The organism is Bacteroides salyersiae WAL 10018 = DSM 18765 = JCM 12988 (genome assembly GCF_000381365.1).
Taxonomy (GTDB): Bacteria; Bacteroidota; Bacteroidia; order Bacteroidales; family Bacteroidaceae; genus Bacteroides; species Bacteroides salyersiae.
Genome location: NZ_KB905466.1, coordinates 437,708 through 460,185, shown reverse-complemented (window position 1 = coordinate 460,185; position 22,478 = coordinate 437,708). Strand labels below are relative to the sequence as shown.

General features: G+C 42.3%; 14 protein-coding genes. 1 reads left to right on the top strand and 13 read right to left on the bottom strand.

Features of this window, described 5'->3' with window-relative positions; genetic code table 11:
- Positions 1 to 372: 372 nt before the first annotated feature.
- Positions 373 to 3,495 (bottom strand): response regulator, encoded by a 3,123-nt coding sequence (locus HMPREF1532_RS01780; RefSeq protein ID WP_005924010.1) that lies wholly within the window; start codon positions 3,493 to 3,495, stop codon positions 373 to 375.
- Positions 3,496 to 3,814: 319 nt separating this feature from the next.
- On the opposite strand from HMPREF1532_RS01780, the gene HMPREF1532_RS01775 reads away from it, so the two are divergent.
- Complete coding sequence (locus tag HMPREF1532_RS01775) at positions 3,815 to 4,138, top strand: thioredoxin family protein (RefSeq protein ID WP_005924007.1); 324 nt, start codon at positions 3,815 to 3,817, stop codon at positions 4,136 to 4,138.
- A 231-nt stretch (positions 4,139 to 4,369) separates the two neighbouring features.
- On the opposite strand, the gene HMPREF1532_RS01770 is transcribed toward HMPREF1532_RS01775, so the two are convergent.
- The 12 genes from HMPREF1532_RS01770 to HMPREF1532_RS01720 all read right to left on the bottom strand — a co-directional run bounded on the left by HMPREF1532_RS01770 (position 4,370) and on the right by HMPREF1532_RS01720 (position 22,452).
- Positions 4,370 to 6,544, bottom strand: coding sequence for an alpha-N-acetylglucosaminidase (locus HMPREF1532_RS01770; RefSeq protein ID WP_005924004.1), 2,175 nt, complete (start codon positions 6,542 to 6,544; stop codon positions 4,370 to 4,372).
- Between the two features lie 6 nt (positions 6,545 to 6,550).
- Entirely contained in the window at positions 6,551 to 7,648 is a 1,098-nt protein-coding gene (locus HMPREF1532_RS01765) for an acyltransferase family protein (protein ID WP_005924001.1), read from the bottom strand.
- A gap of 47 nt (positions 7,649 to 7,695) precedes the next feature.
- Positions 7,696 to 8,946, bottom strand: a complete 1,251-nt coding sequence (locus tag HMPREF1532_RS01760) for a GntP family permease (protein WP_005923997.1) — start codon at positions 8,944 to 8,946, stop codon at positions 7,696 to 7,698.
- A gap of 57 nt (positions 8,947 to 9,003) precedes the next feature.
- Complete coding sequence (locus tag HMPREF1532_RS01755) at positions 9,004 to 10,152, bottom strand: glycerate kinase family protein (protein ID WP_005923994.1); 1,149 nt, start codon at positions 10,150 to 10,152, stop codon at positions 9,004 to 9,006.
- Positions 10,153 to 10,220: 68 nt separating this feature from the next.
- Positions 10,221 to 12,392 carry an alpha-N-acetylglucosaminidase gene (locus tag HMPREF1532_RS01750; protein WP_005923991.1) on the bottom strand — a complete coding sequence of 724 codons (2,172 nt, stop codon included), beginning with the start codon at positions 12,390 to 12,392 and terminating at the stop codon, positions 10,221 to 10,223.
- A 109-nt stretch (positions 12,393 to 12,501) separates the two neighbouring features.
- On the bottom strand, positions 12,502 to 14,070 hold the full coding sequence (locus HMPREF1532_RS01745; RefSeq protein ID WP_005923989.1) for a T9SS type A sorting domain-containing protein: 1,569 nt from the start codon (positions 14,068 to 14,070) through the stop codon (positions 12,502 to 12,504).
- A gap of 61 nt (positions 14,071 to 14,131) precedes the next feature.
- Complete coding sequence (locus HMPREF1532_RS01740; protein ID WP_005923987.1) at positions 14,132 to 15,181, bottom strand: endonuclease/exonuclease/phosphatase family protein; 1,050 nt, start codon at positions 15,179 to 15,181, stop codon at positions 14,132 to 14,134.
- A gap of 8 nt (positions 15,182 to 15,189) precedes the next feature.
- Positions 15,190 to 15,975, bottom strand: a complete 786-nt coding sequence (locus tag HMPREF1532_RS01735) for an endonuclease/exonuclease/phosphatase family protein (protein ID WP_005923985.1) — start codon at positions 15,973 to 15,975, stop codon at positions 15,190 to 15,192.
- 10 nt (positions 15,976 to 15,985) lie between these two features.
- Positions 15,986 to 16,117 (bottom strand): hypothetical protein, encoded by a 132-nt coding sequence (locus HMPREF1532_RS21910; protein ID WP_259327220.1) that lies wholly within the window; start codon positions 16,115 to 16,117, stop codon positions 15,986 to 15,988.
- 12 nt (positions 16,118 to 16,129) lie between these two features.
- Entirely contained in the window at positions 16,130 to 17,866 is a 1,737-nt protein-coding gene (locus tag HMPREF1532_RS01730; protein WP_005923982.1) for a RagB/SusD family nutrient uptake outer membrane protein, read from the bottom strand.
- Positions 17,867 to 17,890: 24 nt separating this feature from the next.
- A complete protein-coding gene (locus HMPREF1532_RS01725; RefSeq protein WP_005923979.1) occupies positions 17,891 to 21,313 on the bottom strand; it encodes a TonB-dependent receptor in 3,423 nt (1,140 codons plus the stop codon).
- Between the two features lie 215 nt (positions 21,314 to 21,528).
- On the bottom strand, positions 21,529 to 22,452 hold the full coding sequence (locus tag HMPREF1532_RS01720) for a FecR family protein (RefSeq protein ID WP_005923976.1): 924 nt from the start codon (positions 22,450 to 22,452) through the stop codon (positions 21,529 to 21,531).
- Positions 22,453 to 22,478 lie beyond the last annotated feature (26 nt).

Sequence of the window (22,478 nt, the reverse complement as noted above, 5' to 3'; positions counted from 1 at the left end):
TCCAAGAACCGGGCATACGGGGCGTAAGCCTCAGGCATACGGGCAGTGAGCACCGATCATACAGACGGTGGGCACGGTTGCCGGAAAAACAAGGCGTGCCTTCACCCTGCATCACCGATAAATAGGGGATTTGATTAAAAAAGGTGAAGCCGGTGAAGGGGGTAAATTCTATGTGGATAATGTACCCCGATGAACAAAATTGTCCCTTAGGGGAAGCTTCTAAAATGAAATGGCCTGATCAAACCGGAACAATATATCAAGTGTTTTTAAGTCTGTTTAAATTTTGCTCAAAATAAACTGATAAAAATTTTTAAGAGGAAAATTTAAACAGGTTCTAAACATTGCTAAATATGCTTTTTCAAAAGTAACTTGTTACATGAAAATAATATGTTGCCTTAGCATGGAAGTTATTTGTGTTTTCAATTGGTCGGCATTTATCGGTTTTGCCATATAGGCATCAAAGCCGTTTTCCATGACTTTTTGTTCGTCAGAAGCATAGGCGAAAGCGGTGACAGCTATGATTGGAACCTGAGTCGAATATTTGCGTATCTCTTTAGTCGCTTCGTATCCATCCATAACAGGCATGTTGATATCCATCAGAATGAGTTGTGGAGCATATTCTTTGAATAGAGCAACCGCTTCCTTTCCATTCCAGGCATGCACCAAAGTGTAGTCTTTTTTGAGAATGGACTCTATCAGATGATAATTGCTTTCATGATCTTCTGCAACCAGAATCGTGATTTTTTGTTTTTTTATTTTTATCGGTTCTGACTTTGTCTCTTCTTCATGATGCTGATTAGTTGCAGGAACATAAGGTAGGGTAAACCAAAAAGTAGAACCTTCGTTTATCTGGGATTTCAAACCGATTTCCCCTCCCATATGTTCGACGAGGGTTTGACAGATAGAAAGACCTAAACCTGTACCTTGTGCAAAATTGTTTAGCTTAACGAAACGTTCGAATATATCTTTTTGTTTTTCGGCCGGAATGCCACATCCGGTATCGGTGACGTAAAAATAAAGAGTGCCATTGTCACGCTTTTCGTAGCCGAAACGTATGCTGCCTTTATTGGTAAACTTAATGGCATTAGTAGCCAGATTAATAATTATTTGTGAAATGCGGTTACGTTCGGCGTGAATATAAAGTTCCGGTAATTGGGGCTCAAACGAAAGCGTGACCTCTTTGTCCGGAGACAGTTTCAGACGAAGAGAACTTTCCAGCTCTGTCATGACTTTGTTCAGTTCGAAATCAGTGTCTATGAATTCCATCGTACCGGCTTCAATTTTAGAAAGATCGAGGATGTCACTGATAAGTTGTAACAATAAAGTATTGTTGTTGTCGATAATGCTGACATATTCTTGTTTCTCTTCTTCCGCTTCAGTAGAGGCCAGAATTCCGGAGAATCCGACGATGGCATTAAGAGGGGTACGAATCTCATGGCTCATATTAGCAAGGAAAGCAGATTTCAGACGGTTGGATTCTTCTGCACGGTTTTTGGCAGAAACTAAATCTGTCTCCATCTTTTTTCGTTCAGTGATAACCAATGAAGAACCTACCAGTGTTAGCGGTTTTCCTTTTTCATCATAACTTTCTACGGCAGCGCGGGCTTCTACCCAATCGATGTGCTTGCAACCATTGACACGGTTCACAACACGGTATTCTTCTTTAACAGTCTGTATACGTCCGGCAATCAGATCGGCATAGGCCTCTTTTACTTTAGGAAGATCTTCTTTGTATATCTTGGCAAAATATTGATTATCGGGCACAGCCATTTGTTCTTCATTTATTTTATTATTATCACTTAATTCGACAGGTTTGTTTATGTCACAAAGTATGGTGTGAGTTTGCAGATTCCATTTCCAGGGCACAATGTTGGCTATGTCGAGAGCCATCGAAAGCTTATGGTTGATAGAGCGTAACTGTTTTTGTGCATGATGTAATTCTGTGCTGTTCAGGCAGAATACATCCATAAAGCGTCCGTCGCTGGTAGCGTTTACTACGATATCATAAAATGTATCTATTTCTTTGTAATAGTAAGAGAAAGTGATGGAACGTTTTTCCTGTAAGGCTATATTCATGAAATACAGGAATTGTGGCATTGATTCCGGGAACATTTCGCTGCCCGACTTTCCTATGATTTCATTTCGTTTGAAGAATCTGTTTTCAAAGTGTTTGTTTACATCGGTGTATTTGGTATCGATGATACGGCCTTCTTTATTTTTTATCAGTTCTTCCGACATATAAAGAATGGGCATGTTATTGATAAGGCTATAGTATCTTGTAGTGGTTTCCAGTTCTTTTTGTTGTAATCGTTTCATCTTTTCGAGTACGTGCAGGCGGTGATACTGGAAAGATAGCAAAAGAACGATAATAAAACAGATACTTCCGATGATTATATATTCGTATTGTTCCCAGAAAGTAGGAGGGGCATTATAGAAAACGGTGTTTTCAGGACAACGCTCGGGACTGAGATTGTGTTGGATTAATGATTGGTAATTGAACCTTGGCGCAGCATCTGTGGCATAGTAAAAAGGGATATCACGTGCCTGTTTTCCATTGAGAATTTCTTTAATCGTGTTTAAAAGCCGGTCGACGTATTTTTCTTCATCATATATGTAGCCGCCTACGATTCCGCCTTCTTCATCGACCCCTACCGTTCTGAATGAAAATAAAGGCATGGATGAAGTGGCGATGATCCGATGCGAATTACTTATCAGTACGGTATTGCCATTGTAGTCCTTGGCACGGAGCCAAGAGGAAAATAGAATGCCGGTAGTTTGCAGGTCTTGCTGGTTCAAGATGGAAAACAGGCTGTCGGTCGAAGTGTTTTTGGCAGAAATGAACTCGTATCCCATTTCCGGATACTTCTCACGGATGAGTTTGGAAAGATCGTAATCGTTTTGTTGGCAGATATATGTTTCATCACCGATGTATATAACTTTATCCATTTGCGGGATCAGTTGTTTCATAAGCTGAAGATTCTCTTCCATATAAATATTGGCCTGCATCATTGTCAGGTTATATTTGTCTTGCAGGCTATTTATAGGAATACGTTCTTCTTCTGTGAGGGGATGCCCTTGAATGATCGAGTCGATAGGCCCTGTGTAATCCCGTTCACCGCACAATATCATAGGGATGTCGGGCCAGCGCCGGTTCAATTCATCGTGTAGGATGAAGCTTGCATTTCCTATAAGTACAATAACTTTGGGAGAGTAGGAATATACTTCTGAAAGTATATCCTTTTTCAGATTTTTTCTTGCTTCAGCGTCTTGTAATGTCAGCATGTTTAAGTTTTCTACATACACTCCGATTTGTTTGTTTTGTGATGCCATGTTTACAATTGGAGTGATGAAACTATTGCTCCAGGGATTAGAACTGCTGTAAGCATTAAGAACGAGAATATGATTGATGTTGGTACCAGTGTTCTCGCTGTATGACAAGTAGGTTTTTACTAATAAGCAGAGGGTGATGATGATTGCTTTTAAAATGCTCCTCATTTCTTTTTTATGATTTTGTTTGTTGCTTGGTTTAAATTTTGAACAAAAATATGTATAAATTAGCGATGGGCAAAAAAAAGCAGGAGAATATTTGAATAAAATGATATAATTGAAGTTAAGTAGTATGATGAAGAAACGTTCAAGTGGCATACCTTGACATAAGCGGATCGTTTTTTGTCAATATTGAGAATGGATCGATACTTTTGAAGGGCTTGGTTGCCCGATGTATTAATCTATCTTTATTCTTGTCTGTATCGTAAACATTCTCCCTTTTTGCGTTGTTGGAACAGCAGTTAATCAATTTAAAGTATTTATCGAAATGGAAGAAAAGAAAATAGCCCGTGAAAATAGAAATGAGGAAAAACTGAGTCATGGCGATTGGGTCATGGCGGAATTTTATGCAACTTGGTGTCCTCACTGTAAGCGTATGCATCCGGTGGTGAAAGAGTTTAAGAAAATGATGGAAGGTATTCTTGAAGTCGTGGAGGTGGACGTGGATCAGGAAAATGCTCTTGCCGAATTTTATACGATTGAAAGTACGCCTACATTCATCTTGATGAGAAAAGGTGAACAATTGTGGAGACAATCCGGAGAATTGAGTTTGGAAAGATTGGAAAGGGCTGTGAAAGAGTTTAAGTCCTGACATGTTTTATGTCTGTAACAGATGAATATTTCTTCTGATGTTGCAGATAGTCGGGATTTATGAAAAAGATGTGGCAGTTTTTTCTATTCTGCCACATCTTTTTCGGAAAGAAGTTATACCCTTTCATACAGAGGATACTGCGTCTTTAGGGACTTAAATACTGTTTTCAAAATTGCAAGTTGCATCACATTTCACTGCAAGTTGCATTGTCTTTTGTCGTTACCCTGATGATTAGTTTATTTTTCGTTCATACTTATTTAATAAAAAACGGGCGTAAATAAGCAGGTCGCCTTCCGGAGTTACTTCAACAGGGCGGGTGGAACTCACCCATGAATCTTCGAACAGTCTGAATTCTCCGTCCAGCTTTTCCTGATCGAATTCCCGATTATTTTCAACTGCTGCAACGACCGCGTCCAGATACATGTCCCAACGTTTGGAATAGTAGTCCTTGATAAGTCCTGCCCAAGTACGACTGGCATAATCATTTAGACGGCCTCCCCAGGTGGTAATCAGATTGCGGGCATTCTTCTCATAATAGTTTTTCAATTCCGGGGTATTGCCGTATTTGCGGGCATCGGAAATCCACTTGTCGAGCGAGCAACGGCTATGGAAGGCATTCAAACGTTCCAGGTCGTTTAGTATTTCGCGCATTTCTGCCGCTCTTGCCTTTAATGCCGGCAGGTCTTTGGCTTCATACATGCGGTCGAAGTCATCTTTTACCGTCAAGAAATAATTTCCAAGTAGTTGGCGTCCTACAGTGATGATATCCAGCCGGAGTGCATCGCGATTGCAATCGGGAGCTTGCAACAGCTTTTGCCATGCCTGAAGCAGAGCGGTATTCGGATAGTTGATGGAAGTACGGTTGTTGGGCTTATTCATTACGGGACGAAGGTTGGGTAGTATGGCCAGGGTTCTGGGAACTTGTACATACACTTGATTGAACAGGATATCCCAAGCTTCGCGAACCGGTTCGGAGGTAACTCCGGTATGACGGTCGGCAAGAGCATTCAGCCAACTGCGATCGTCCGTATTCAGTGTCCAGGCTTTTTCGAAGATATATTCGTAGGGGAACTGCATCACATCCAATCCTTCCAACGTGGAGCCGATACCTTTAAAATTGCTTCCGCCGTTTATCAGGGTGTTGTCCAGACGGGCACCGCTTTCTTTTACGTTTCCGGTGAGCGTGGTGTTTCCGCCAAAGTTACCAAGATAACACCAAATGTAAGGTTGGCCGTGGAAGTGTTCGGTGGTTTTCCATAATTCCACGTTCTCGCAGTGATAATCTAAAAGTACCATTTTGCCTTGCGGCACTCCTGTCAACATTGCTTTCACGCGCGGTGCGGTCCAGTCTTTACGGTCGAAGTAGAACATCCAGGTCATTTGCATCCATTCGGCTTTCGGGTCGGCAGCAGTCAGGGTGTGATACATGTCCGCGGATACTTTACTGAGGTATTTCGGTTCCCAGCTTGGAGGATCTACCTCATTGAAAGGGTCTACGCCATAAATATGATCTGTCCCGAAGAGACGGGTTTGTTCCTTGATGTACTGTTTTTGGATAGTAGCAAATAAGGCTTCTTCCGGATTCAAGAAATGACAGCGATACTCTTCGGCAAAACCTGCCCATTTTCCGAGATTTTGAATATTCGCTTCGGGGAAGATACGCTTCAGTGCACCGGGCACATGTCCGGCGAAGGCGGGAAGTACCGGTTTCATGTTCAATTCGCGTTCGCGGGTCAGAATTTTCTTTTGTAATTCCACTTGGCTATCCAGCCAGTGCATGGGTAGAGGGCCGTTCCATCCATCTATATTGGCCATCCGGTGCCAGGGAAGATAGGTCGGTCCGGTAAAGTAAGAGCGTATTTCTTCATCCGTCAGTCCTATTTTCTTCCATACTTTGTACCACACGGCTTCCTGTCCGGTAATGGCCAGGGGCATGTTGATGCCGTTTAGCGCCATCCAGTCGATGAGGCGTTCCCAATCTTTCCATTGCCAGAAAGGCATGGTGTAGCCATATGTACAATAATTCAGGAAGAAACGCCGGTCTACTTTCGCTTCTATTTGAATGGGTTTCTCGACAGCCGGAAGTGTTTCAGGCATTTCTACCGGAATGTCAGCATACCAGGAGATAGTGGTCAGGCAATAATATCGCAAGTAGTGATTCAGTCCCATAGCCATCGAGTTGGCATTGTTGCCACTGATTATGATTTTCCGGGGATCGGAAGCGTCCAGGCGGAAACAGTCTTTCCCGTCTATCGGTTTCATCTTTCTGAACTGAAAGTTTTCGGCGTATGCCGGAATGAGACGTTTCACCATCGATTGCATGACAACTACGTCTTTCTCTTTCGCTCCCGCCGCGAGGGAGAGGAATAGGGTTACGATAACCAGACAAATGTTTCTTTTCATCATTTTTAATTAGAGTTTTATGTAAATTTGTTTCTTAAACAGAATATATCCCACCAGCCAAATGAGGGACAGGAAAAGGGCGGCATACATGAACGAACCGAAATAATTGCCGAATAGAGGTTGCAGGCAGGTATCGAACAGGAAAGTATTGATATGCCATGTGCGGAACAGGTCACCGAATATCTCGGCTGCTACATATAGCAGCAATGGATTAACCCCGAAGACTTTGAAGAAAGTACACCATTCTTTCTTTTTTCGGACGTCGATTACTTCAATTAGTACAGCCAATGCCAAAGCAGCTATTCCGCAAGTAACCAGCACGAAACTCGGTGACCACAGGCGTTTATTCAGCGGACAGGCATAGCTGAGCAGGAATCCGGCAAAGAGCAGGAGAGTGCCCATAAAGAAGAGTTGCTGCATCCTCTCCTGGTTGTTTTTCCGGTTGATAAGCATGTGACCGCATACAAAACCGATCATTACTTGGGCTACGGCAGGAATGGTACTCAGAATTCCTTCGGGCTCAACGAATTGCCGGCCTTGCAAGTACATGTGGCTGGTTCCTAAAACGGTGGAATCGACTATGGCCATGATGTTATCGGGACTTTTCTCGAGTCCGTTTCCTGCCAGTTGAAGGATAAAATAGCCTATTAGCAAGAGCAGGGCTATCGGAAGAAAACGTTTGTGTGGGATGAATAATGCCATGACGGCAGTGATCCCGTAACAGATGCCGAGCCGTTGCATCACTCCTAAGATGCGCATGTGCTCCCAGTCGTTCCAGATTCCCGTTTCGAAGGAATGGATGAGCCATTTCATCGCAATGCCTATCAGAATTAAAAGAAAAGCACGTTTTATTATTTTTCCGATTGTAAGTTGCCATTGGAAATTGTATTTCCGGAGGGAGATATACGTGGAAATTCCCATTAGGAACATGAACATCGGGAAGACGAGATCGGCAGGAGTAAAGCCGTCCCATTTTGCATGCCGTAGTGGGGCATAGCCATATCCACATGCACCGGCATTGTTGACAAGTATCATGCCGGCAACAGTGATACCTCGCAAAACATCGAGAGAGAGAAGACGTTGGTGGGTGGATATAGGGGGATTCATGATTTATGGATTATGATTTATGAATTATGAATTATGTGAAACGGAAACTACCAGATGAGACATAGAAGGGTGGTGGAGGTGGCTAATACGGCTCCTATGAGGGTTTCGTAGGGGATGAGTTTTAACCGCTCTTTAAACGTCAGTTCGCAAACGCCTCCGGTGGCATGGAAAAAAGAGCCGTGGGGCAGGTGGTCCAAAACGGTAGCGCTGGAATTTATCATGGCAGCTCCCCAGGCGGTTGATATGCCTACGGCAAGGATGGCATCGGCAAAGGAAGCCGAAGCAAGCGTAGCACCAGCGGTAGTGGATGCCGTAGCGGCGGACATTAACGCGCCCGATACCGGGGCTATCATTATTTCGTTGAAATGCGCTTGTTCCAGAAGATGCAGTATCCAGTCTTTAAGGGTGGAGTTCTTGATGATGCCCGCAATTGTTCCTGTTCCGATCAGCAGTACGGCTACGGTGGACATCTTTTGAAGACCGTACTCCATACTCGGCAAGATGTTTTTCCATTGTTTCATGCAGAGAATGCCGCAGATGCCGCCGATGGGCAATGCGATGAGAGGGTCGACGGTGATTCCTGCCACAGGCCGCAGGGCGAGTAGGATGATTGTGATAATGGGGGCTACCAGACTGCTGGCAAGAGACGGCAATTGTTTGTCGTCTGCAACTTCTTCTTCTTGTTTGGTTCCGTTGTTTGTCAATCTTTTAGGGATAAGACGCATGATGACGAAAATCGTAAAAAGTAGTCCTATAACTGCCGGCAGAACATTATAAAACATGACCGATGAGAGATCGGCTTTAAAGTTTTCGGCGGCAATGATGGTATTCGGGTTGGGAGATACTATATTACCACATTTTCCACCGCCGATCATGGCTATCAGCAGCACGGATGGCGACAGTCCCAGACGTTTTCCGATGGATAAGGCGATGGGGGCTACGGTGATAACCGCTACGTCGATAAAGACGCCGACTGTACACAGCAACATAGTGGCCAGAGCCAAAGCGGCAAATACACGCTTCTCACCGAGTGTGTTGATGATGGCATTGGAAATAGTAGTTGCTGCTCCTGTTTTGATTAGTATGCCCGATAGCACACCTGCCGTAAGAATGCGAATAATGGCCGGAGTTACGTCCTTGACACCGTCCGTCATCACGCTTACGGTATCTGCCAGTGACAGTCCACCCAATAATCCGCCTACAATAGCACCGGCAATCAGGCTGTAGGTAGGAGATATTTTCTTTATAATTAAAAAGACGGATATTAATAATCCGAATAAAGCACCGATGGCAGTCATAGAAGAGGATTTGATTTATGATTTGTGATTTATGATTTATGCTTGGATTCGGGGGATTTAGGAATTCGGGGTGAAATGCTGTATGATACGGAGGAGCTGGGTGACGGTTCGCTCTATATTATTCAGGGTGAATTCTTTTTGCATGGCCTGGTCTAAGGAAACAGGAGCCGGTTGAATGGACAGTACGGCGGTAAATCCCATTTCATTCAGTTGGGTGGTAGCTTCTACTCCTCCTCCCAATGCTATTACGGGAACATGCTGTTCGTGAGCTATTCTCAGTATTCCACCCAGTGCTTTTCCCATAGCTGTCTGGGCATCGAGTTTTCCTTCTCCCGTGAATACTAAATCGGCATCTTGCAGCGATTCGTGAAAATGCAGTATTTCCAGTATGGTGTCGATGCCCGGTTTTAGGGTAACCCGGAGGAAAGGCAACAAACCGCCTCCCATACCACCGGCTGCTCCGGCACCGGGGATGGAAGCGATGTTTATACCTTTCTGTTCCTCGATTACAGCAGCATAATGTTGTAAACCTTTGTCCAGTGCTATTACTTCTTCATCGGAGGCTCCTTTTTGCGGAGCATATACAAAAGCGGCTCCTTGCGGACCGTAAAACGGATTGTTTACATCACAGGCAATAATAAAAGAAGATTCTTGCAAAGCCGGGTGGAGATGTGAATCGTCAATGGAAGCTATGTGCATCAGGTTGCTTCCCTGTGGATCCAGCCTGTTTCCCGATTTATCAAGAAAACGAACGCCTAAAGCAGCCAGCATACCTATCCCGGCATCATTCGTCGCACTCCCTCCAAGCCCCATGATGAACTGCCGGCAACCTCTGTTCAGTGCATCCAGAACGATTTCTCCCGTGCCATAGGTAGAAGTGTTCATCGGGTTTCGTAGTAGATCCGGGACTAACGGTAGACCACTGGCGGCGGCCATTTCAAGTATGGCCGTTGTTCCGTCTCGGGTAATTCCGTAGGTTATTTCAATCGGGTTCATCAACGGATCGTGTACGAGGCATGATATTCTGTCGACATTTAATCCCGTACAGATGGCTTCTGTCGTTCCTTCGCCTCCGTCTGCAATCGGAAACGTGGCTATGTTGCAGTGAGGATATACTTTTAAAATAGCTTTCTCTGCTGCTTTGGCAATGTCGAGAGACCCAACTGAACCCTTAAATGAGTCGAATGCAAGAAGTATCTTTTTCATGGTTGTGCATCGTTTTAATTAAAACCTCTTTATAATCAAACCTTTTTTGATTCACCAAAAATAAGACTTTAATTTTTTATTTCCTTGGCTTTTTGTACCAATTCGATTGCCATATCCAATGGTTTTTCAAATGGGGTAGTGGTATTATGCCAAGGAGTACGTATCCATTCTTCTTCCCAGTTGTCCAAATCACCGCGTTGCTTGGAAAAATAGAGCTTTAGGCGCGGAATATAGTAATCTTTGATCAATCCGCTCCAAAAACGTGCTGCATAATCCTCCTGGAATCCTCCCCAAGTGGTAATCAGCCGTTTGGCATTTGCTTCATAAGCATCTTTTTCCGCAGGTGTAGTACCGCTATTTCTGGCCAGTTCCACCCATTCCTCCAAACGGTAGAGCGGGTGAGAAGCCAGCAATTTATCAACGTTTAGCAGCAGGTCGATAGCTTGATTTAAATGTTGATGTGCGGCAACCGGCTTTCCGGCGGTATCTTCAGTCAGTGCTTGCTTGTAAAGTTTGTCAGCTTGGGCAGCGATGTAATAGGAAGCAAATTCAATGGCATCGTTGACGTAGAGTTTGGAACGATTTAAGCTGTCTGCACTTGCCAAGAATAATTCTATTCCGTGCAGGAAATCGTCGCTTACGTCTATCTTACTGATACGCCGTTGATCCGGAATTACCGTTTGCCAAGTGAAACGGGGATAGGAATACAGCGAACTGTATGCTGTCTTTCTGAATAGCTCCCAGGCATTTTTCATACTTTCCGGATAGGCACCGTAACGGGCCGTGCAATATGAAGGCATCCATTGCTCCGGATTGATTGCCTGATCGGTCCATCCCATATCTGCCAGTAGCTCGTAGACCACTTCGTTATTTTCGAGCCCTTCGGGTGCTGAGCCGAAACCGATCAGGTTTCCGTGAGAAGGGGCTTTCAGTGCTTCGGCTGAGGAGGTGGCATACATCTGTAAATCGCCTGTCAAAGGTGTTTTTCCTCCGAAATTAGGCACATAGCTGAATATCCATTTCTTTCCGTAGAAACCATCATGCACTTTCCAGGTCTGTTCGGTTCCCCAGACCCATTTCGGGTAATCGTTACCTAAATCGATGATGATCATTTTATCATCCGGGACGTGGCTTAATAATGCTTGCAGGCTTGCTTTGTCCCAGAAATCATGTTGATAGCCGAATGTCCAGCCTTGGGTCACCCAGATGGCATCCGGATTTCCTGCCGTGATGGAGCGATAGATAGATTCTCCGTATTGGGCCAGTAATTTATGTTTTCCTTCCACATCGTCTTTTGCAACAGGAAGTTCCATCTCGTTGAAGCTGTCCGAGAGATAATAAGTGTTTTTTCCGAATTCCTTTTCCCACTCCTTGACGAACCGTTTTCCGATTTCTTCAAAGAAAGGAGAATCCGGAGGGAGCACGTAGGCATTGAATTTATCATCGAAGCCACCCCATTTCAGGTGTTTGAACTTTATATCGGGATGCTTTTCGGCAAAAGCCATCGGCACGAAACCTGCAAAGGCCGGTGCTATCGGCTGCATTCCCAATTCGCGCATGCGGTTAATGATCTGATGTTGTAATTCAATCTGGCTTTTCTGCCATTCGTCGGACAGAGGTCCGTCCCAAGTATTCAGATTTCCCATGCGATGCCAAGGGAGGTGTGCCGGAGCAGTGAAAAATTCTCTGGTTTCTTCTTTTGTCAATCCCATTTGCAGCCATACTCGTTCGGCAATGGCTTCGCTGGCAACAGTGGCCAACGGCATGTTTACTCCTCGGAGTGCCATCCAGTCTATTTCGTTTTCCCAGCGCGCCCAGTCCCAGTAGGGAGTGGTGTATCCGTAGGTACAGACATTCAGGAAATACCGGAAGTCGTAAGGCGTGGTTTGTTTTCTTAATGAATAATCGGGCCATAAAGAGGGAAGTTCCAAATGTTCGCCACTCCAAGTCTTCATACTATGGCATGCTTCTCTCAGATAGGTGTGAAAAGCATAGCAAAGTGCTACTGTGCTACTTCCTTTGAGGGTTAGTTTTCCTTCTTTTGCTTCTATTTCAAAGGTTTCTTTCCCGTCAACGGGATTTATCTGTTGAAAACTAATACCATTTACTTTTTCTCCAATTTGCCGCTCGATGACGTGTTTGGCAGGAGTTACAATATCGGTGGAACCGGAAGTACCGGTACAGGCGCCCGTAAAAAATACCCAGACAATAGAAAAACAGGTAAGAAAGAAGCTTCTCATACAATTAGATTTTCAAAATTAATAAAAAGAGAGCCGGCAACCAAAGACATTAGGGGAATCTCCCCGGTTGCCGGCTGAAAAATGATAGTTGGATTGTGTTAAGATTACATTACTTCATGACTAATTTGGCCGTAACATTGTTTACTTTAGCAACGTAGATGCCTTTATCTATATTCAAAGTGGTTGAAGCATCTTTCTGAATAGTACCTTCGTATACTTGTTTGCCGGTCAAGTCGTAAACAGATACGGACACAGTACCTTCGAAACCATCTACGAACAGTTGGTTACCATCATTCCAGATTTTAATACTTGACTTTTGGGCTGCCGGGTTCCATAGACCGGTTGCACTTCCATATTCTACAGCACCGATGGCGGGAGTAGCCGGGCGGGCAGTACCTAATTGGTCTGTTGTAGGAATCGTTACTCCTGCATAGCTGGCTGTTCCTTTGGCTATTGCAATACTGTTTTCACAAAGAGAAGCGATAGGTGTGGCATCATTACTCAGAGTCGGGCTCCATACTTCATCTCCTTCAATATCGGGAAATACTGTGTTATCCAATTTGTACAATGAAGTAAACAGCTTGCTGGTTGCGAAATCAGTAACCTTGATATTGGAGTTATCAAACAGGGCAGAGTGGTCTACATTGTTTAACTGGGTATCGTCTGCGGTAGCATAAGTCGCTCCATAAACACAGTTCTTTAATTCCCAATCATAGTTTCTTACGATTTCAACGCCGTCTTTTTTGTCTCCTTTCCAGAAACCTAAATCAGTAGGAACGAAATAAGCTCCATCAACCAACCCACCTGTATTTCCGGCAATAATGGTATTTACCAATACCAGTTTTGAAGAACAATCAGTATTGGAACATACGAAAATACCGCCACCTAAATTCTTGGTTGAGTAATTGGCTGTGATGGTGCTATTGATAATTTTTACACTGTCAAGTGGTTTTGATACATCACGTGAGTAGATATAAATAGCACCGGCACGGTTTCCGGCATAATTGTTCACAAATGTACTGTTTGTTATTGTCAATGCAAATGCTGATTCGTTTTTACCATTGGTGCTATACATATAAATGGCACCTCCGGAAGCCGAACTATTGTTGTTTTTGAATGTAGAGTTTTCAATAGTCACTTTGGCATTATTATAAATGCGGATACAGCCTCCATCACCTGTTGCCGAGTTACCGTCGAAAAGACAGTTCTTTATAGAGCAGGTTACATCCTGACTTACTCCTAATACGCCACCCGAACTACTGTGCATATTCTTGATAAAGTCACAATCTTGGATATTTAGGTTGGCTCCTGTCTGTACGAATAATGCTTGAGCTTTATTTTTCCCTGTAAAGACGCAATTTTTAATCATAATCGTGCAAGCTCCTTTCATTGATAATGTTTGCTTGGCACCGGTAAATTTTATTTTGTTTCCGGTAGCTTGGTTCATACCATCGATAGTCAATGATTTGGAATCTATGGTGACAGCATCAAATTCTTCGATGTCATCCGTTGCAAGATTAAACTTGATAACATCGTCAGTTTGTGCACTTGCCATAATGTTAGGGAAAGAACCTTCTACTGAAGGGTCGCCACTGGCACTTGTCACCGTAAGGTCTGCTGCAAACATATTACATGTTGCTAAACTTAATATTGCCGAAAGTAAAATTTGTTTTTTCATAACAATACAATTTTAATTGATTAATAAATGATATATCAGATAAAAGTTCCAAAGTTCGATTTTATAACACCAGCTTATGTGTATAGATCTCATTACCGTTTCTCAACCATAGCAAAACAATCTTTGATTTTTGGTTGTAAATAGGTAATTTGTCTCCATCTTGGATATAGGTATCGAAAATGATTTCTCCGGTGATTGAGTAAAGCTTTACATTAGCTATTCCTTCAATTCCTGTTATACGATAATTGTTACCGTCTTTTACAATCTCTATATTGTTTTTCTCATCCGTTATCGGTTTATTACCGGTAGCGTTTGATAAGTCGATTTTTACATAGACAGGTAAATGGTCTGAGACTGCTGTGAGGTCGATTTCACTCTGATCAGCAATTCCGGTTTCTACAACACGATAGGATGTGGAAGATTGGTTGTGACCTAAGATAAAGTCAATACAGTCTGCCGGAGCCGTAGACGGATAGGTGAACTGTTTGGTATTATTTAAGATAGAAAATCCATTATTTTTGAATGTAACCATCGCCCGGTAAGTCTCTTTTATGTTAAGATCACCTCCTAAAAAAACAGGTTTACTGACACTTTTTGCAAATTTGATGATATAGTCGGTTGCTACATCTCGGTCTTCTGCATTCAGAGAGTAATGGGTAGATAGGAAATAATAATCGGGAAATTCTGCAATTATGATTCCACGATTGTCATCCGGATCGGGTTTTGCCGTTCCTCCTCCTGTTCCTTTAGGAATAAGATGGGTTTTTACTCCAAGCGGTTCTTCTTTGCTTAATAAGGCGATACCGTAGTAGGTATTATGAGTAATTAAAAAACGGGATTTCATTCCGGTTTTAGTACCCAATTGTTCGGCACAGTCTTTCACAAATCTTTGATCTACTTCTTGGATGGCTACTACATCGGGAGTTACACTTTTGATGACAGATGCAATTTTATCTATTTGACGCGAGTTGATGATGGTGTGCCCTTGAATATTATAGGTCATCATCGTCAGTTGTTTTCCCGAATCGTCTGCATGTGCCTGAATCAATCCATAACAGAGACTTATGGCAGTCACCAATAGGCAGCGTAAAGCGGTATTGAGTCTATTCATACTGTTAATTATTTAGTTTCTTTTATTAATTCTAATTCTGTGATAATAGGTAAATGGTCTGATAACAGCGATTGTATGGATTGAGTACGAACAACACGCCAGGCGTTTTTAGGATATCCGAAGAGATAATCAATTTTTATAGATGGTTTATGGGATGGAAAAGTAAGATCGTCATTTGTCAGTAAATTCCAACCGGTCATTCCTCTTTGTATCGTTTTGGAGTCTGGGCGTGCGTTGAAATCACCTCCTAAGATGACAGGGTAAGGCGATTGCATCAATGTTTCCGTAATCTTTTGTATCTGTAAAAAACGGGTATCTTCTGAAAAATAATCCAGATGCGTGCAGGCAAAAGTAATTGTATCGGTACCGTTTACTTCGAAAGTACCTTGAAGCATCACCCTTTGTTCTTTTTCCTGTGGGCGAGGTAACATCATTTTCTCTACTCTGAAATACGGATGTTTGGAAAGCATTCCTATACCGTAATATCCATTTTTATAAGTAATTGATTTTCCGTACAAAGGATACATTCCGGTGCGGTATCCTAACTCTGTAATGAAATCTTTTCCATTCTGTCTGGGGGCTCTTTCACGGTAGGTTTTACTGTCAACTTCTTGTAAAGCGACAAAGTCCGGTTGGAAAGCTTTGATGTGTTCGGCTATTTGTTCCAGAGAGGCCAGCTCACCAAAACGGAGATTATAAGTCATGACACGGATGCGCAATGTGTCTTGTTTTTGAGCGAAAGCCCAATTACCCCCAAAGATTGAAAGTAATGTTATTAATAGAAACTTTTTCATTTTGTTTATTTTAGTTTTTCGTATCCTCATCCGAATCGTTTCCGCCATTCCCGGAAGTTTCCGGAGCATTCTCTTCTGTTCCGCAGGAACAGAAGAGAGCCATCAGAGTGAATATGGACAGGTATATATTCTTATGTCTCATGATATTGTTTTTTTACCAACCTGGATTTTGTCCTAACGATGGGTTTTTTAATCTTTCCTGATAGGGGACAGGCCATAGATAATGCTTGCTTTCATCAAAATTGCGTGAACCGCCTTCGGCAGTAGATTTATCATAAACCACATCACCGAACTCATCTACAATCGGGTTATCCTGATCGTCCACGTACGGACAGCCACCCAATTCATTCATACATACTTCCAAGCTGGGGCAAGTAATAGCACGGCCGAGGCGGAAACCTTCTTTCCAGCGCAGAATATCAAAGTACCGCATACCGTCGAATGACATTTCAATTCGTCTTTCACGTCTTAATTCTGTTTTTAAATCCATATTCCATGCTTCCAGTTCAGAGAGTTTCATCGGATGCATTCCTACCCTGTTACGCAGGCGATTGATCGTTTCATCGATTTGGTCTTGGGTTAAAGTTTCTCCTTGCTGGTTAAATAAGGCTTCTGCATAAATAAGGATAATTTCCGGATAACGAATTACGTTGATGTTATTGTGATCTTGGTCTGTCAGACCGGCCAACTCCGGAGAATTATATTTTTTGAAATAAAATCCGGTCTTTGTATTGGCACCGTTATTATTGTTCCCTTGCAAGGAAGCAAAACGAGGTAAGCCGAAAGTTGCATTTACTCTGTTGCCGGCATCACCATCATCACCGCCGGGCCATGCATCTCCCGGGGTATAGAGGGTCATTTTCATACGTGGATCTCTATCTTTGAAGTAATCGGCATAATGTGTTACCGGATATTTTGATAGAGGGGAAACGGCAACATCGGTTCTTTTGTAATATTCCAAACCGGTAGTGGCAGGTTTGCCGTCTGTACAAAGAAATGCATCGACAAATGTTTTGGAAGCGTTCAAACGTATATAATTTACCGGTGTACAAGTATAATTTGTCATATTATTCATCCGGATATCTTTTACGTATAAGCTATAAATGATGGATTCTTTATTATCAGGATCATTTTCAGAATTTCCTTCCAAGTGATAAACCTTTTCATAGTCATATAAATCGTAAGGACTGTTATCCAAGATATATTTGGAGACCTTTTCCGCCAGTTCATATCTTTGATTTTGGAGAGCGATACGTGCCATCAGTGCCAAGGCTCCCCATCTGTCGATACGGCCTACATCTTGACCGGTCTGAATTTCCGGACTCAGTTTCTCGGCTGCCCACTTCAGATCTTCGATCATCCAGTCGACGACCTCTTCTTTGGGATTACGGGGGCCATAAGCTTCTTCAGAACTGATAACCTTATCGATCAAAGGTACATCACCCCATACAGAAGTCAGCCAAAAGTACTGTAACGCCCGGATTACTTTCACTTCGGCCGCATACACGTCTTTTGTTTCTTGAGGGACATCTGCGGCATTATAATTATCTAAAAAGTTATTGCAATCAAAAATGTGGCCATAAATGTCTCTCCAATAATTGTAGAATGGAAAGTTGTCTTGCGCACTGCTGGTTCCTCCGCTCACTTTACTCAAGCCGGATGTCGGGTCTCCCCATATTACTGTTTCCGCACAAGCTTCACCCAGATTGATTATCAGGTCATATTGCAAACCTTCATAACAGGGATACAAGGCAGCCCGCAGTTGGGCTTCCGTTTTCCAATATGTATCGTTGACCGCTTTGTCTAAAGGATATCTTTCCAAAAAATCACTGCAACTAAAAGTAGTCATCAGGCAACAGCCTGCCAGAATATATTTTATTTTATTTTTCATGATGTTATTTCTTATTTGTTTAAGTTAGAATGTCAGATTCAATCCAAATACATATGTTCTTACCTGTGGATAAGTATCTCCGGAAGATTGTTGAACTTCGGGGTCGAAGCCGTCGAAATATTTGGTGACGGTAAACAAATTATCGGCAGAGACATAAGCTCTCAATCTGTTGATTCCAAATTTTCTCATCCATTTTTGTGGAAACGTATATCCTAATTGCACATTCTTTAAGCGGAGATATGCTGCATTTTCTATCCAGAAATCCGAGAATCTGCGATTGTGGGTCTGTGCATAATACATACGTGGATATGATGCGTTCGGATTTTCGGGAGTCCATCTGTCTAAATGAGACTTTTTGGGAACCGAGTAGTCGTTGATGAAACAATGTCTGGCTTCTTCACTTAAATAACCGTTTGCTTTGCCCACTCCTTGGAGGTAGAAAGAAAAGTCGATTCCTTTCCATTCCAGTTCTCCTTTGAATGAGTAAGAATATCGTGGAGTCTTGTCACCGATTATTTCTTTGTCGTAATCATCTATAATTCCGTCCGGTTTTCCATCCGGGCCACTGATGTCTTTGTATTTGATATCACCGGGCTGAACGGCAACACCGTCTTGTATCACCGGAAACTTCGGATTTACATAGTTGCCGAAACTGTCTTTTCCTTCAAAATCATCCACTTGTGCCAATCCGTCTGTTCTATACCCATAGTACGCATCAATCGGATCGCCTACTCTGCGAATTTGGTCTCCTAATACGGGGGCGCTCGAACCTAAATCTATAATTTTGTTTCTTGCATCGGATAAATTGAAGAATGCGCGGTATTTCACTTGACCTATTTGATCTCTCCAAGCTAAGTTTATTTCCCATCCTCTACTTTCTACTTCTCCTAAATTCTCCAATGGCAGGTAGTCACGGCTTGAGTCTTTTTGCCATTTTCCTATCACTAAAGGGAAAGAAGGACGTACCAAAGCATCCATGTTGTTTTTCTTGAACCAGTCGGCACTGACCGTTAGACGATTGTTAAAGAGGGCGAAGTCGACACCTATATTGAGCATGCGTATCGTTTCCCATTTTATGTTTTTGTTTCCTAAAGCGATTTGTTGAAAGCCAGTGTTCAACTGATTGCCGATAGGATAAGCTTTGTCTACGGATTCGATTGCTACTAAATATGGATAAAAATTATCACCTACATTCTGGTTACCTAATTCTCCCCATGAAGCACGTAGTTTGGCCATCTGCAAGACAGGGTCTGCAAAACTCATGAATTTTTCTTTAGAGAAATTCCATCCGGCAGAAAAGGAGGGAAAGCATCCCCATCTGTTATCTTTTGCAAAACGGGAAGTTCCATCGTAGCGGACATTGGCTTCGAGCAGATATTTTTCGTCATAATTGTAGTTTATACGGCCGAAGAAAGACCGGAGAGCCCATTCTTCCGCACTGCCCCCGTTGGTGATTTCATCTGTTCCGGCATCTATTACTTCAATTCCATCCAGCAACAGTACTTTTCTACCGGCACTTAATGTGTTGGTGTGTGCCCATTCCTGAGAAAAACCACCCAACAATTTGAAATCATGCAAATTGATGTTTTTCTGGTAAGTGGCAGTGGCATTCAAAGTTTGGGTCAATGTATTGATATGAGATTCACTGATTGAGTTCTTTCTTAATTTGTTTCCCGGGTCTTCCGTACCATCAGACATCCAGCGATTCATTGCCGGGACATATTTTTTGGTATCTCGGGTGTAATAGTTGGCGGCATATTGTCCGTTTAGGTACAGACCTTCTATTATTTTCAAAGAGGCGTTTACCTGTCCGTTGAAAGTACGTGAATTACGTTTATTATAACCGGAATTATAGGCAATGTCCACCGGATTCATCAATGAAGTATATGCGTAATGGTCGGTATCTACCCACTCTCCCTTTTCATTTTGTTCTTTCCATTTTACAGGAAGAAGGGGAGAGACACGCTGAACGGTTCGGAATACACCAGTCGTTCCGGATACACCGTTTTCCTGGCGATAAAAGTCTACGAAACTGATATTACCGTTTATTTTCAGGCGGTCATAGAGTTCTGTATTCATGCTTAGGCGGGCGTTATGTCTTTTTGAGGAGAACGGATCGCCTACGATAAGACCGTCCTGATCTAAATATCCGTATGACATGTAATAGCCGCTTTTTTCCGTACCACCACGGACACTGATATTGTGTCCTGTTTGCATTGCTGATTTTTTATATACTTCTTTTACCCAATCGGTGTTTGAATAGTCATTGGGAGAGTCGCCCCGATCGTATGCTTCGAATGCTTCATCTTGATATAGTTTACCAAAACCGGCAGCTATATACGCTTCATTAGCTAATTCCATATATTCCCGTCCGTTTACTAAGTCGGGTAATGCGGTCGGAGTCTGGAAGCCTACGTATCCTGAATAACTTACTGTGGTTTTTTCTTTCTGATTACCTTGTTTGGTTGTCACCAAGATAACTCCGTTGGCTGCACGAGCACCGTAGATGGCAGAAGATGCAGCATCTTTCAATACGGATACGCTTTCTATATCATCGGGATTCAACAGGTTTAAATCTCCGCCGGCAATTCCGTCGATCAGGATGAGAGGATCGGTTTTGCTGTTCAATGTACTGATACCACGGACTACGATCGACATTTTATCATTGCCCGGTTGGCCGGAAGGCTGTACGATGGATACACCGGGCAACATACCTTGTAAGCCACTACCTACATTGGTAATTGGGCGGCTGGATAGCTCATCGCCTTTTACGGCAGATACAGCTCCTGTCAGGTTTACTTTTTTCTGTACACCGTAGCCTATAACTACTACATCATTCAGCATTTCGGTATTTTCCGTCATACGAACTGATATTTCAGTTTTTGAACCGACTTCAATTTCTTGGGTTTTATAACCGATGAAGGAAAATACCAATGTTTTTCCGGGATCGACTTCTATCGAATAATTACCGTCTATATCAGTGATAGTCCCTTCTTTTCCACCTTTCACAAAAACGCTGACTCCGATCATAGGATCCGTAGTAACCTGATCGATGACTTGGCCACGGACTTTCACTTTCTTTTCCGGAGTAACTCTGTTTTCTGTCTTTTTGTCGAACAGAAGCAGCTTATCTCCCGAAATACTATACCCTACATTCGTCTTTTTCAGTAAACTGTTTAAAGCATCTCTTAAAGTTGCATTTTTCACAGAAATACTTACCAATTGCTTCGTATCGACAAATTCTTTACTGTAAGCAACCGATATCTTTGCTTGTGAGGCGATTTGGGTAACCGCATTTTCAAGCGTTACATTTTTCAGGTCCAATGTTATTTCCCTATTTTGTGCGTGTAATGCTAAAGGAAATATACATAATACCAACCAAATAGAAATCCACTGTCTCACATGAGAGCAAAGACAATAATGATTTTTTTTCAGAGAATTTTTCATTGTGTGTTTTTTAGAATTATGATTATTTTAAATTTGAGCAATAGAATCCCTTGCTAAGAAATGTTCGTTTCTTAACTCTTTGAAATCTAATATATTAATGGCTTTCTAATCAACAAAGAAGACGATGTCGGTATTCTTATGTTGAAGTTTCTGATAAGGTTTGTAATAGCGCGTTCATAAGTATAATATTTCAGATTAGGTTTTATCTTTTTTGTTTATCTCGGACTTATTTTTATCTCTCTCCGATTCGTTTTCTCATATTTGATCGGAGTAATATGTCTCATGCTTTCCAATATTTCCTGTAAGGATTCACCTTCGCTTCTTAATGTATACGTATAAGAATAGATGGCTTCATTTTCTATATTGAATTGTACGTTATACTTTCTGGACAATACTTTAAGTACATCTTCCAGGGGAGTATCATTAAATATCAATACATCTTTCATCCATACGGATTCATTTTTGTAATCTTTATTTTTCTGTATGATACACGTACCGGTTTCTTTTTCATAAATAGCTGTTTCACCCGGTTTCATTATATAGTCGAATGAGTTGCTTTGTGCATTTCGTATTTTTACGGAACCTTCGTCTAAGGTTGTCAACACTTTACTCTCTGTCGGGTATGCATTTACGTTGAACGAAGTTCCCAGTACTTTGATCTGCATGGAGGCGACATCGACAATGAAAGGCTTCTTTGCATCTTTCTTTACTTCAAAATAGGCTTCTCCTTCTACAGATACTTTTCGTTCTTTTCCGACGAACTGTTCCGGGTAGGTCAGTTTCGTATCTGCATTGAGATATACTTTTGTTCCGTCTGCCAACATTACCGTCATTCTTTCTCCACATGGCACATAAATGTCTCTGGTTACCGCTTCGCGGTTGTCGCTACCCGAATATATCCAAAATGCCATATTCAAAATAAGGAATGGCAATAAGACAACTGCTATTTTCAACCAAGAGAATTTTTTCCTTTTCGAATTAATCCGATTCATCAGGTGCACGTAGACTTGTTCCTGGCGAAAACAGGTTTCCTCTGTTTCGGGGATATCTATTTCCTTTCCTTCGATGATATCTTCGATATCTTCGTCCATTGCTTTGGAAATAGCGTTTAATGCTGTTTGTTTATCTTGAGTTGTCATTTAATTGCTGTCTTTTATTGGTAATA

Bases quoted from the DNA above. Each gene is read 5' to 3' on its own strand.
- HMPREF1532_RS01780 (WP_005924010.1), bottom strand. From the start codon at position 3,495: ATGAGGAGCATTTTAAAAGCAATCATCATCACCCTCTGCTTATTAGTA.
- HMPREF1532_RS01775 (WP_005924007.1), top strand. From the start codon at position 3,815: ATGGAAGAAAAGAAAATAGCCCGTGAAAATAGAAATGAGGAAAAACTG.
- HMPREF1532_RS01770 (WP_005924004.1), bottom strand. From the start codon at position 6,544: ATGATGAAAAGAAACATTTGTCTGGTTATCGTAACCCTATTCCTCTCC.
- HMPREF1532_RS01765 (WP_005924001.1), bottom strand. From the start codon at position 7,648: ATGAATCCCCCTATATCCACCCACCAACGTCTTCTCTCTCTCGATGTT.
- HMPREF1532_RS01760 (WP_005923997.1), bottom strand. From the start codon at position 8,946: ATGACTGCCATCGGTGCTTTATTCGGATTATTAATATCCGTCTTTTTA.
- HMPREF1532_RS01755 (WP_005923994.1), bottom strand. From the start codon at position 10,152: ATGAAAAAGATACTTCTTGCATTCGACTCATTTAAGGGTTCAGTTGGG.
- HMPREF1532_RS01750 (WP_005923991.1), bottom strand. From the start codon at position 12,392: ATGAGAAGCTTCTTTCTTACCTGTTTTTCTATTGTCTGGGTATTTTTT.
- HMPREF1532_RS01745 (WP_005923989.1), bottom strand. From the start codon at position 14,070: ATGAAAAAACAAATTTTACTTTCGGCAATATTAAGTTTAGCAACATGT.
- HMPREF1532_RS01740 (WP_005923987.1), bottom strand. From the start codon at position 15,181: ATGAATAGACTCAATACCGCTTTACGCTGCCTATTGGTGACTGCCATA.
- HMPREF1532_RS01735 (WP_005923985.1), bottom strand. From the start codon at position 15,975: ATGAAAAAGTTTCTATTAATAACATTACTTTCAATCTTTGGGGGTAAT.
- HMPREF1532_RS21910 (WP_259327220.1), bottom strand. From the start codon at position 16,117: ATGAGACATAAGAATATATACCTGTCCATATTCACTCTGATGGCTCTC.
- HMPREF1532_RS01730 (WP_005923982.1), bottom strand. From the start codon at position 17,866: ATGAAAAATAAAATAAAATATATTCTGGCAGGCTGTTGCCTGATGACT.
- HMPREF1532_RS01725 (WP_005923979.1), bottom strand. From the start codon at position 21,313: ATGAAAAATTCTCTGAAAAAAAATCATTATTGTCTTTGCTCTCATGTG.
- HMPREF1532_RS01720 (WP_005923976.1), bottom strand. From the start codon at position 22,452: ATGACAACTCAAGATAAACAAACAGCATTAAACGCTATTTCCAAAGCA.